This is a genomic window from Pricia sp. (genome assembly GCF_041745955.1).
Classification (GTDB): Bacteria; Bacteroidota; Bacteroidia; order Flavobacteriales; family Flavobacteriaceae; genus Pricia.
Window position 1 is genome coordinate 1 of record NZ_JBGTHY010000151.1, and the last position, 11,659, is coordinate 11,659.

Below are 11,659 nucleotides of genomic sequence, written 5' to 3' on the forward strand. Positions count from 1 at the left end.
TCGAAAACCAATCGGAAACTAAGCACGTAGAAGGCATTGTAATTGCTTGTTTGGACGAGGGTTCGAATCCCTCCGGCTCCACTGGAACAGTACCAATTCAAACCAAAAACCCTGTAATCGTATGATTTACAGGGTATTTTATTTTATTTGTATTCATTTGAATCCAATTAATACCATATAAAAAGTCACCTATTCGGTGAGTACTTTTTACCTTCAAAAACACTCACCGATTTCATTGTAATTAACTGATAATATGTTAATTATAAAAATGGTATTTTTCTTTTTTGTACCTTTATTTGTGTTAAAAAAGATATCTAAAATGAGCCATTCTTTTTCCCAGCTATTTTATCTAAAAGGAAAGCACTTCGAAAAAGACGTGCAAGTCCCTATATACTTACGGTTGACGGTAAACGGGCAGCGAAGTGAATTGAGTATTTCACGCAAAGTTGACCCCGAAAAATGGAGTGCTCGGACGGGGAAAATGCGGGGAACGAACCTAGAGGCGAACGAATTGAACTCGTATTTGGATGCTGTTCGGAACAAAATAAACAAGATCCATGCGCGACTTATGGATGAGGACAGACCCTTCACCTCATCGGATATCAAAAACCAATATTTGGGAAAAGGAGAAAAACTAAAAATGTTGGTCAAACTCTTTGAAGAACACAATCAACAAATGGAAAAATTAGTGGGTATCGAATTTGCTTTAGGTACTTGGAAGCGATATTATACCACCAAAAATCATGTAGAGGAATTCCTAAAGACCGAATACCGCAAAAGCGATATTCCAGTTCGGGATGTCAATTTAAAATTCATAAAGGGGTTCGAGTACTTTCTAAAAGTTACCAAAGCCTGTAACCACAACTCCGCTTTAAAGTATGTCAACAACTTCAAAAAGATTATCCGAATGGCCGTGGCCAATGACTGGATTTCCAAAGACCCCTTCTATAATTATAAGGTCCAGTTTAAAACCGTGGAACGGGACTTTCTTTCCAAAGAGGAACTGCAAGACCTAATAGAAAAAGAAATCGATGGTAATCGCTTGAATGTGGTTCGGGATATGTTCGTTTTCTGCTGCTACACCGGGCTTTCCTATATCGATGTGCAAAAATTGAATCAGGATAATATCGTTCGTCACATCGATGGCAGTCTTTGGATACAGGCAGAACGCACCAAGACCAAATCCAAACTAGGTATTCCCATACTCCCGAGTGCCGAAGCTATTTTGGAAAAATATGAGAATCACCCCAAAGTGGTTAACGGCGAATGTGTGCTGCCTGTTTTGAGCAACCAGAAGTCCAACGCCTATCTAAAGGAAATCGCCGAACTCTGCGGCATCAAAAAGTACCTGACTACCCATTTGGCACGGCATACGTTTGCCACTACGGTCACATTATCCAATGGCGTGCCCATTGAAACCGTGGGAAAGATGTTGGGACATAAGAATCTGCGCACTACACAGCACTACGCGAAGATTATTAACAAAAAGGTGGAGTATGATATGGCAATTTTGAAGGAAAAGTTGGCCGGAATGAAAACTCAAGAAAGTAAAAAGCAAAATTAGAATATGGCAGGCTGCTCTTGTAGATTCAAGAATATTTCTTAGATTCGCATATCGCGATTCGCGAATTGCAAATTAGAGATATGAAGAAACATAGCGGAATGAGGCCACATGACGTGGTCATTCTCCTTAAAATCATAGCGAAAGGCAACCAACCGTGGTTTCACAAAGATTTAGCCAACGAACTCCATATTAGTCAAAGTGAGGTCAGCGAATCTTTGAACCGAAGTAAAATAGCCGGTCTTATTTCTGCCGATAAAAAGAGTGTTTTCAAATTGGCATTGCTTGATTTTCTGGCTCATGGTTTACGCTACGTATATCCCGAGCAACCTTCATCCTTAGTTCGCGGGGTACCTACTTCCCATAGTGCCCCCCCACTCAATAAAACTATCCAAAGTGAGCAAAACTACGTTTGGCCGTATGCTAAAGGCGAGAACAGAGGATTTGCCGTAGAGCCTTTGCACCCGAACGTTCCTAAAGCCTGTCTGGAAGATGCTGGACTTTATGAGCTTTTGGCGTTAACCGATGCCTTGCGTTTGGGCAGGGCAAGAGAACGGAATCTCGCCATTGAAGAACTCGAAAAGCGAATCAAGTGAAGAATACGCTTATAAATAAAGAGGTAATAAAAAAAATTGCCTTAACTCTAGGTGAACTCAACAACGATGTTATCTATGTCGGAGGGGCTACGGTAAGTCTATATATCAATGACCCTGCTGCGGACGATGTCAGACCTACAAGGGATATTGATATCAGTCTACAAATCCTTTCCATACCCCAATTAGAAGAAATCAGGGAACTATTGGTTGATAAGGGATTTAAACAGTCCGCTGACCTAGGGGTTATCTGTCGCTTTAAACTGGACGATATTTTGATTGATGTAATGAGTACAAAGGCCGTCGGATGGGCACCTGCCAACCAATGGTTTGCGGATGGATTTGACCAACGTGAAACTGTTCTCATTGATGAAATTCAGATTCAAATTATGCCACTACCCTATTTCTTGGCCAGTAAATTTTCGGCCTTTACCGATCGTGGAGGCTCGGACCCACGCTATAGCAAAGACTTCGAGGACATTACCTATATCCTAAATAATAGGATGGATTGGCATGAGGTTTTAATAAATTCAGAAGCTAACGTAAAAGAATTTCTTGCCAGGCGCCTACAAAAAATAAACGACAGTTCAATGCTTCAAGAAGCAATGCGGGGTAATCTATTTTATGAAGGACAATCTGAACGTTTTAAAATGATTATAGAGAAAATTGCCCTTTTTCTAAAAAAATAAGAAGGTTGCCTTGAGCCCCAATTCTTACCATAACTTAACTGCGCGTGGATCCTGTCCGGTTTTTGTAGTGTTCCGGCAGATTAGCGTTAAGCAAAAATTCCATAGGGCGCATCCCGCTTATGCATTACGGAGGGTGGATTTATTCCCTCCCTGTTAGTTCCTGCCGAATGCCGTCCAGCTCAGTTTCATCTATTTCCACTTTGAAATAGGGTTTTCCAAAGGTGGGCTCTACTTTGACGATACTATTTAGCACTTTCGAAAAAGTCCGTTGGTCATTGCCCCTAGCCATTATGACATTATGGTACTTGTTGAAAGAAACTTTTCCTTCTTCCATGTTCCATTCCTCCCTGGTCATTTGGATAGAAGCCTTATCCAGAAGCAAGGGTTGCTGCTTTTCCCTTTTCAGTGCCGTTCCATCGAATAGGCTTTTAAGCATATCATGGGTCGGCTTCAAATGTTCCCTTTCCATTCTGCGTAACAGTTCCTCTATATAATCGAACCGCCCTATCATATAATTTTGAAACCTGATAAAACTGATTATCACCTCGCTTTTTGGGGTGATTTTCGCTTTTTCAAAAAAATCGATCATAGTATCAATAGTTTCCGAATGCGATTTGGAAACGGTCTTGGAATAGGCCCGAAATCGCTTCGCGGTTATCCGGTTGATACTTATGGCCGAAAAATTACTTTTTCGTTTGTTTTCTGTTTCCACTACAGTACTATTTTACAGTGTTTATAGGCCATTCAGGGGTTTCGTAATCAAATTTGCCCTAATAGAGAAACCTTAAGAATGCTAAAGTTTTACATAATCACTTGAATTGCAATATTTTAACTATCTCAAGATCAATGTTACTACAACTGGTTACTGTAAATTTTTGCAATGTTTTCTAGGGGTATCGGTACTTTTGACGAAAATTTAGCCTAAACCTAAAAATAGAATCATTTTCAATTCCTTGAAAATCAATAATTTGTATATTGTAACGTCGCTTTAGCGCGTTACCCTCTTGCTATTCCCCTTTTCCGCTCCGCTTTAAAAAGAAATACCCTTTCCCAAAAGGTAAAAGCCCTTTTTTAGGGATGTACCGAAAGCGAAAAAATTAAGAGTTGATCAATGGGAAATTTGAAGATATTTAGGCAAAATGGAGAAATCCTTGAACATCCCTCAAAGGATGTGGAAGGATTGGATCGGTGGCAGTTGTTAAATGATTTATCGCTTGTCGGACTGGAAATAACTCGTAGAGTTATTCCATTTCGACAATGCCACGGACCACTTCGCAATTTTTCCGGTAGAAGACTATTGGTACCCGGCAGTTGCGCCCTATTTCGATTTTACCTGACGCTTATCTAAAGGAACGCTATAAAATCGAAACAGGATCCGGCGCATGGTTAGTATGGTAAGGATTTGGGGGCAATGCCGTTAGAAGTAAAAATCCATACTTCAATAAAATAACCAGAGTAATTTTTACACCTATTGCGAAAACGAGGATAATTTTGATGAATATTTACCTTCGTTTTGAAGAGCGCTAAGAGTTTAAGAAAAACAGCAATAAAATATAACCTAAAAATCTAAAATAAAAACAAGAAAAAGTGATGTAAATTGCTTATATTTAAAGTGTTACAACATTAAACCAGCAATAAAAAACATCACTTTCAAGATGAAAAATACGAAGAAAAAACTGAACGGGAAAGCGCAGGTCCTAAAAAATTCTTTCACGGGCGGCAACATCACCAAATACTCCGGACTGAACCCCATCATGAAGTTCATGAACGGGCAGGGCCTTGTCGGGATGATCGGCAAGGGGTTCCCCACCCGGTGGCACAACGCAACGAAGTTCGGGGCCGACCAGGTACTGACCTGTATCGTCATGGCCTCCCTGAGCGGGATCGCGCGCATGAACAAGATCGCGAACTTCAGCGGCGACGGGCTGGTGAAGGCCCTGCTGAAACTGGGGAAGGGCATCAACGAGAACGCGATCTCCGCGACCTTGAAAAGACTGGGCCAGGGCGGTGCGCGAAGGCTGCAGGGCCTTTTGCTCTCAAGAAACTCAAAGTGGCTGGGCGAGAGCGGCCTTAAAAGCATCACCCTCGATGCGGATTCGACCGTCAGGACGGTCCGCGGCAACCAGGAAGGGGCCGCCAAGGGCTATAGCCCCAAAAAAAAAGGGGGCGAAGGGCTATCATCCGCTCCTGGTCTTCGTGAGCGAAATGAAGATGCTCTACCACAGCTGGTTCCGGACGGGATCCGCATATACCGCCAACGGCATCACCGATTTCCTGCGGGAGGTCAAGGCCGGTCTGCCCGGAACCGTGGAGAAGGTGTTCTTCCGTGCCGACAGCGGTTTTTTCTCCGGGGAGCTCTTCGACCTGTTGGAGGGCTACGGCTGGGACTATCTGGTAAAGGTGAAGCTGAAGAACCTGAAAAAGCTGCTGGGCGCACGGAAATGGACAACGGCGGACGCGAAAGGGGAGATCGCGACATGCGAGTTCACCTATAGGGCGAAGACCTGGAAAAAGGCCAGGACGCTCAGGGCCGTACGCACGGTAAAGGAGTATGTCGAGGTGGAGTTCCTCGGCGGGCGGGACCTGGTCCCCGTCTACCAATATGCCTGTTACGCCAGCAGCTACGACAAAGGGGCCGGCGAACTGCACGAGATCTACAAACGGCGCTCGGTCAGCGAGACCTGGATCGAGCAGGTGAAGGGCCACACGATGGCCGGGGGCACCCTGACGAACGACTTCTGGGCGAACGACATCCTGTGGCAACTGGCGGTGTTCGCCTGTAATATCTCGGTGATGCTGCGCCGAAAGAAGGACAGGTTCAAAAGACAGGAGCACCGTACCTTTATGGACTGGTTCGTGAAGGTGCCGGCCAGGATAACGCGCAGCGGCCGCCGCACGGAGCTCAAGATGTACGAGCACCATTTCTTCCGGGAGGACTGGGAGGAACTGGAGGGGCTGTTGGATGCGGCCTAGGGCCCCGCCGGCAAAAAAAAAACGAAGTATGGAGCGAAGGCCAGGGACAGGTACGCCCGAACGGCACGCAAAAGCGCAAAAATGGGCGGCGGCACCTGAAAAAAGATGGGGGCCGACGGCCGGGGGAAATATTGTCGGGAAAAATCCTTCAAAAATTCAGGCCCGATCGAAAACGGGGGCCGATTTTGGAGTGAAAAAGTTCAATTTAGATTTTTAGGTATAAATTATTTTTATTGTTAACATACACCCAAATGCGATGAACATCGAAGCAACAAAACTGGAACTGATACACCTGCTGCCGCAAACTCAAAAGGAGACCGTACTTGCCAAAACAAAAAAAGTGTTCGAGGACGAGCAGGTCGATTGGTGGGACGGCATGGACGAAGTGGAGAAAAAAGAGGTGGAAACAGGTCTTGCTCAAGCCGACAAGGAAGAACTCACAACGCATGGAAAAGTGATGAAACGCTTCGATAAATGGCATTAAATATTTTTTGGATACTCCCCATCTACTAGCGTAGAAACCAAAACTTAATAGACAAAATATAATATTGTAACTATTTTTTAGTTACATATATAGATGTATTTCGTAATTTTGATTATGTCAAAAATCGAAAAGCTTATTGAACGCTTTAAAACCGTTCCCAAGAATTTCACTTGGGACGAGTTGGTAAAAGTGTTGAACCATTATGGTTATAAAGAGTTATCGAAAAAAGGTAAGACAGGTGGTTCGCGACGAAAATTTGTGAATGAAAACAATGACATCATCAATTTACACAAACCACACCCGCAGAACATCGTCAAACAATATGCCATCAGGCAAGTACTTGAAAAGATTGGCATCTAAATAATTATTGTAACCGGCATCTTTTTGATGTCATAGTTGGGAAATCATGGAAGATTATTTAAAATACAAGGGTTATATAGCAACGGTAAGCTTTAGTGCGTCAGATAAAGTTTTTTATGGTAAAATAGAGGGCATTAATGATTTGGTAAACTTTGAGGCCGATAATGTAAAAGATCTTGAAAAAGAGTTTAAGGAAGCCGTAAATGATTATTTGGTCACATGCAAAGAGCTCGGAAAAGAACCGGACAAAGTCTATAAAGGGGTTTTTAATGTTAGGGTAACAAGAGAATTGCACAGAAAAATTGCAATCATCGCCGCTCAAAAAGATTTGAAACTTAACTATGTTGTAAAGCGTTCTTTGGATTTTTTGGTGAACAATGAGGATCAGGTATTGAGCGGTAACAAATGACAGTATCCTTAATTTTTAATTGACCGATACATATAATTTGTCGATATAACATCCTCCTCCAGCTAAATGCAGGGTTGGAGTTTCCAACTAAACTACCTTCAATGCACTGCCGTTTGAATTACTGATTTTCTGTCAACGAAGCACCGAAACCCGGCTTGCCAGATAACATATTGTTGTAAGCTCGCCTTATTTATTGATAAAAGTATTTTACTTTTTAGATACTCCTTAAATCCGCAGCTCATTGTTGAAAAAAAATCGGGAAGCCCTGTAAAACAATGTCCCCAGGGCTTGCCCGATAAGAATATTTTCACCAATTTAGGTGAAAACATCGTCGCGGATGAAATATACATATTCCCAAGAAAAGATACACACTTTCGGCGGCATTAATTTTGCCGACAAGATCCTGGCGGACGCCCACATCTACGGATCGATCGACGAACACCTTGGCCCGAGGGACGTACGCGCCACTTTTGGTTACGGCGACCTTGTGCGCTCTTACCTGATGCTCACCCTGTGCGGCGGGGACTGTGCGGAGGACGTCGCCGACCATTTGGGCGGCGAGCTCTCCCAACTCGAGGGCTTCAAGGTGCCCTCCCCGGACACCCTGCTGCGGATGCAGAAACAACTGGACACCGAAAAACGGGCCGTCGGCTCCAAAGGCGGTGCGGTGAACGAACTGAGCATCAACGACGAGATGAACGGCCTGATGGTAGCCCTTCTGCTGCGGACCGGACAACTCTCGCCCAAGGGGAAAGGCCACGTCCCGGACTTCGACAACCAGTTCCTCCCCACCGGCAAATACGACTCCAAGCGGGGCTACAAAAAGGCCGACGGCTATTTTCCGGGCGTTGCCTCGATAGGGAACTGCCCCGTGTACATCGAGGGGCGCAACGGCAACAGCAACGTGAAGTTCGGACAGGCCGATACCCTTGAAAGGACCTATGCGCTCTTTCGGGAGAGCGGCATCGAGATCGAGCGCAGCCGCATGGACTGCGGCTCCTTTACCAAGGAGGTGGTCGATACCGTTAAGGCCAACAGCACCTATTTCTATATCCGCGCCCAACGCTGCGCCGCCCTCTGCGATATAGTAAGAGGGATAACGGACTGGCAGCAGGTGGAGATCGGCCACAGGGACTACGGGGTCGCCACCATCGAATACGCACAGTTCGGCGGGGAGAGGGTTTACCGCTATGTGGTCAGCAGGGAAAAAAGGGACGACGGACAGGGCGACCTCTTTACCGGCTACAGCTTCACCTACCGGGCGATCATCACCAACGACCCCGACATGAACGACCTGGAGGTAGTGGGCTTCTACAACGCACGGGGGAACAGCGAGCGGCTCTTCGACGAGATGAACAACGACTTCCTTTGGAAGAAGATGCCCTTCTCCTTTTTGGAGCAGAACACGGTGTTCCTTATAATGACCGCGATCTGCCACAACCTATACCGCTTCGTCCTATCCTTTGTGGCCAAAAGAGTGGACTTCGTAAAGGCCACCTTCAGGCTCAAGAAGTTCATCTTCCGCTTCGTGGCCCTGCCCGTGAAATGGATAAGAAGGGGCCGGGGGAAAGTGCTAAAGCTGTACACCGCCAGGCCGTACCACCTGCTCCTGGAGTGAGGCCCGGGCGACCGGCCCCGCATCGGGGGAACGTGCGTGGTCTTTTCATCGGGGAGGCGAAAAAATCCGGGTTTTAGGCGAAAACAGTGCCGACGGACCGGACGGAGCCGAAATTCCGCCAAGACCATGACCGAAAATCCGGAAATGGGCAAAACAAGGCCAAGATATCGCACGCACAAATCTAAAATCCCTAGATTTTAATCCCTAATTTTAGACCTGCGGATTTAAGGATACTTAATAATCGACTGAAGAGTTTAGTGTTTCAAATTTCTTTGGATTTAAAATAAAACTTCCACTTGCAATCGTGTCGTAATCACAATATTGATAACAACCTAACTCTTTTGTTAAAACTATCCAATTAATTGTATTTATCTCATTTCCAAATAATCTGTAACTAAAGGTAGAATCTTTGGGAGCAATAAAGGTTTCAAAACTTGCGCTTCCAAGTTCACCAGTAGTTTTCAATTGAAATAAACTTTTGTCAGGATAAGCATTACTTGTCTTAAGAGTAAGGTTTACTATTGCTTCTGGTTCCATAGGAATTTCTCCTTGATTACCTTGCATATCCCAGTATTGCGATTTTGATAAAATAATTCCTTCGTTTACTTGACTATATTTACTCGAGGTAAAAGCATATTGACCGTTTTGATCGGTAAAATGTGTTGCAAAAACTGCCTTGGATTGGCAGCCGAATTCATTGTCATAATTTGTGCACTTGTATAAACTAATTTTCACTCCTGCAAGAGGAATATTTGTTTTATATTCTTTTACCGTCATAAGATAAGTATCTTCCTGTGTAGAGGAGTCAGAAGAACATGAATTAAACACAGTAAGGGCAAATAATGCAAAAAAAAGAGGACTAATTATCATGGCAGTCGTTTTATTTTTATTAAATGAATAACTTATTTATTGCTCCAAGATGACGTACAACGGGTTTTTATAAGATTTGTTCGACTGGGAAATCGTTAGTTGGGAGATAGCAAATCGTTAGTTGGGTGTTTGTCGTTTGCATCAGTATAAATTATATATGGTGTTAAAAAATATAGCTTTTTATTTGAAGTATATATTTCAGTTCTAAACTTAAACTGTCTATTTCTCAATCAGTTTGATGTTTTATAAATCTGGAATATTTATCGGGTTTGTTACTCAATTCCAAAATGGTTGGCAAAATCTGACCGTTTCAACTTTCTCTATTTTTTGAAACTTTTCTTTTTAAGTTTTCCGTTTCAATATTCAATTGCACCATTTTGCTTAAAATCGTAACGATTTAATTTGCGCTTTATCGGTAATCTCAATTTAACTTTTAAAGAACTTTTCTCCGCTGAAATTTGATTTCTGCTATTTTAGCCAACGAGCGGGGCTTGGCGATGTGGGGGGTAATAGAATTCCAAATGCTCAGCCCTTGTACTAAAGTTAAATTAAAAACAAATGTTCAACCTTTATTCTTCTGCCCCCATATTGCTAAGCCCATGTTGCACTAAACCTTCGGTAGTTAGTCCAGTTTTCCACCGGCACACAACTTCGTTCTGATTTGCTAAATTTAAAGGATAAATCCTAAAAATCAACATCATGAAAAAAAAAGAATCTGATTGACCGTGCCTGTGCCGATGTAGCGGGCTTTGAAGGGCTGTACCAATTGATGGAGCAGCGCATGAGCATCTCGGGCAAGAGCCGGAGCACCCTGAGGAACTACGCCCATCATGTGGCAAAAATGGCACTTCACTTTCAGGAAGTGCCCACCGAGCTCGACGAAGACCAGATCAACGATTCCTGTACTTGATGCAGCAAGAGCACAAGACCCCGTCCGAGAGCTATTTCAAATTTACCGTCTATGGCTTGCGTTACGCCTTTCGCATTAGCGGATTGCAGGAAGCGCGGGTAGCACTTCCCCAGATCAAAAGAGAGAAGAAGCTGCCCGTGGTATTGAGTTGTGTGGAAGTAAAGCATTTGCTGAAAGCCGCCCATCTGCTCAAGCACCGCGTATTGATCGCGCTGCTATACGGCTGTGGACTGCGCTGTTTTGAAGCGCGCAACCTACGGCTCAACGATCTGGACTTTGACCGTAAAACTCTCCATGTGCGCAAAGGTAAGGGCGGTAAGTCGCGGTATGTACCGCTCTGCGATCTGCTGATCAAAGGACTAAAATCCTATATTCAGGCCGAGTGTCCGCAGGAATGGCTCTTTACCGGCAAGCAACCGGTGGCGGGCCGGGCCGGGGGCGCATTCGATAGTCGCTACTCCCAGCGCGGGGTACAGTGGGCGGTAAAACAAGCCGCCAAAAAAGCGGGTATATCCAAGCCTATAACGGTACACACGCTCCGCCACACCTACGCCACCCATTTGTTGGAAATGGGGTTGGACATCATGAGCGTAAAAGACCTCCTGGGGCATGAATGTATAGACACTACGCTGGTGTATCTGCACGTGGCGCAGACGGATACGTGTCGCGCTTTCAGTCCGCTGGAAAAGCTCTACACGCCCGCTTGATGCGCCCCATATACGAGGTGGCCGATGTGCTTCGTGCGCATTGGTCACAGCTACCGGGCATCAAAGGCATGAACGGGTGGAAATTGCGCACACTAAACGCTATTCGCCGGTGCCGCACAGCCGATCTGGGATCGCATACAGATGTGTGTACCCGTTGTGGCACCGTCGAGATCAGCTACAACAGTTGCCGCAACAGGCACTGCCCGAAGTGCCAGGGGCACAAATGTGAACAATGGATCGCAGCTCGCGCTGGGGACCTGCTGGCCGTGCCGTACTTTCATGTGGTTTTCACCTTGCCCTCCGAGCTGAACCAATTGGCCATGTACGAGCCCAAAGCCGTTTACGACAGCCTCTTTGCCGCCGCCTGGAGTACACTCAACGGTTTTGGGCACGACCCCGGACACCTCGGTACACAAACCGGTATGATCTGCATTCTGCATACCTGGGGCCAGCAACTCACGCTGCATCCACACCTGCATTGCATC

The 11,659-nt window shown here is 45.0% G+C and carries 15 protein-coding genes and 1 other RNA gene; 13 read left to right on the forward strand and 3 right to left on the reverse strand.

All coding sequences use genetic code 11. From position 1 onward, the window contains the following. The 4 genes from ssrA to ACEW8S_RS05435 all read left to right on the forward strand — a co-directional run. Positions 1–84: a transfer-messenger RNA gene (gene ssrA / locus ACEW8S_RS05420) on the forward strand; the annotation flags it as partial. Positions 85–319: 235 nt separating this feature from the next. After that, positions 320–1,564, forward strand: a complete 1,245-nt coding sequence (locus ACEW8S_RS05425) for a site-specific integrase (protein WP_373517164.1) — start codon at positions 320–322, stop codon at positions 1,562–1,564. Positions 1,565–1,644: 80 nt separating this feature from the next. Continuing rightward, entirely contained in the window at positions 1,645–2,157 is a 513-nt protein-coding gene (locus tag ACEW8S_RS05430) for a hypothetical protein (protein ID WP_373517165.1), read from the forward strand. Next, positions 2,154–2,843 carry a nucleotidyl transferase AbiEii/AbiGii toxin family protein gene (locus ACEW8S_RS05435; protein WP_373517166.1) on the forward strand — a complete coding sequence of 230 codons (690 nt, stop codon included), beginning with the start codon at positions 2,154–2,156 and terminating at the stop codon, positions 2,841–2,843. Before ACEW8S_RS05430 ends, ACEW8S_RS05435 begins: the two co-directional genes overlap by 4 nt. 139 nt (positions 2,844–2,982) lie before the next feature. On the opposite strand, the gene ACEW8S_RS05440 is transcribed toward ACEW8S_RS05435, so the two are convergent. Both ACEW8S_RS05440 and ACEW8S_RS05445 read right to left on the reverse strand, forming a co-directional pair. Continuing rightward, complete coding sequence (locus tag ACEW8S_RS05440; RefSeq protein ID WP_373517167.1) at positions 2,983–3,555, reverse strand: BfmA/BtgA family mobilization protein; 573 nt, start codon at positions 3,553–3,555, stop codon at positions 2,983–2,985. Between the two features lie 903 nt (positions 3,556–4,458). After that, positions 4,459–4,923, reverse strand: coding sequence for a hypothetical protein (locus ACEW8S_RS05445; protein WP_373517168.1), 465 nt, complete (start codon positions 4,921–4,923; stop codon positions 4,459–4,461). Between the two features lie 8 nt (positions 4,924–4,931). Here ACEW8S_RS05445 and ACEW8S_RS05450 point away from each other — a divergent pair, with 8 nt between their 5' ends. From ACEW8S_RS05450 to ACEW8S_RS05475, 6 genes are all read left to right on the forward strand, one after another. Continuing rightward, on the forward strand, positions 4,932–5,816 hold the full coding sequence (locus tag ACEW8S_RS05450; protein ID WP_373517169.1) for a transposase: 885 nt from the start codon (positions 4,932–4,934) through the stop codon (positions 5,814–5,816). A gap of 28 nt (positions 5,817–5,844) precedes the next feature. Beyond that, on the forward strand, positions 5,845–6,033 hold the full coding sequence (locus ACEW8S_RS05455) for a hypothetical protein (RefSeq protein WP_373517170.1): 189 nt from the start codon (positions 5,845–5,847) through the stop codon (positions 6,031–6,033). A gap of 39 nt (positions 6,034–6,072) precedes the next feature. Beyond that, entirely contained in the window at positions 6,073–6,300 is a 228-nt protein-coding gene (locus ACEW8S_RS05460) for a hypothetical protein (RefSeq protein ID WP_373517171.1), read from the forward strand. Positions 6,301–6,414: 114 nt separating this feature from the next. Then, a complete protein-coding gene (locus ACEW8S_RS05465) occupies positions 6,415–6,660 on the forward strand; it encodes a type II toxin-antitoxin system HicA family toxin (protein WP_373517172.1) in 246 nt (81 codons plus the stop codon). Positions 6,661–6,706: 46 nt separating this feature from the next. After that, entirely contained in the window at positions 6,707–7,069 is a 363-nt protein-coding gene (locus ACEW8S_RS05470; RefSeq protein ID WP_373517173.1) for a type II toxin-antitoxin system HicB family antitoxin, read from the forward strand. A 337-nt stretch (positions 7,070–7,406) separates the two neighbouring features. Then, positions 7,407–8,687: an IS1380 family transposase gene (locus ACEW8S_RS05475; protein ID WP_373517174.1), complete on the forward strand. Its 1,281-nt coding sequence runs from the start codon at positions 7,407–7,409 to the stop codon at positions 8,685–8,687. Positions 8,688–8,921: 234 nt separating this feature from the next. Here ACEW8S_RS05475 and ACEW8S_RS05480 read toward each other — a convergent pair whose 3' ends face one another. Continuing rightward, positions 8,922–9,557, reverse strand: a complete 636-nt coding sequence (locus ACEW8S_RS05480) for a hypothetical protein (RefSeq protein ID WP_373517175.1) — start codon at positions 9,555–9,557, stop codon at positions 8,922–8,924. Between the two features lie 769 nt (positions 9,558–10,326). Here ACEW8S_RS05480 and ACEW8S_RS05485 point away from each other — a divergent pair. The 3 genes from ACEW8S_RS05485 to ACEW8S_RS05495 all read left to right on the forward strand — a co-directional run. Next, positions 10,327–10,467 carry a hypothetical protein gene (locus tag ACEW8S_RS05485; RefSeq protein ID WP_373517176.1) on the forward strand — a complete coding sequence of 47 codons (141 nt, stop codon included), beginning with the start codon at positions 10,327–10,329 and terminating at the stop codon, positions 10,465–10,467. Continuing rightward, entirely contained in the window at positions 10,467–11,174 is a 708-nt protein-coding gene (locus ACEW8S_RS05490; RefSeq protein WP_373517178.1) for a tyrosine-type recombinase/integrase, read from the forward strand. Before ACEW8S_RS05485 ends, ACEW8S_RS05490 begins: the two co-directional genes overlap by 1 nt. Then, on the forward strand, positions 11,174–11,659 hold a 486-nt coding region (locus ACEW8S_RS05495; RefSeq protein ID WP_373517177.1), incomplete at its 3' end, for a transposase zinc-binding domain-containing protein. The genes ACEW8S_RS05490 and ACEW8S_RS05495, both read left to right, overlap by 1 nt.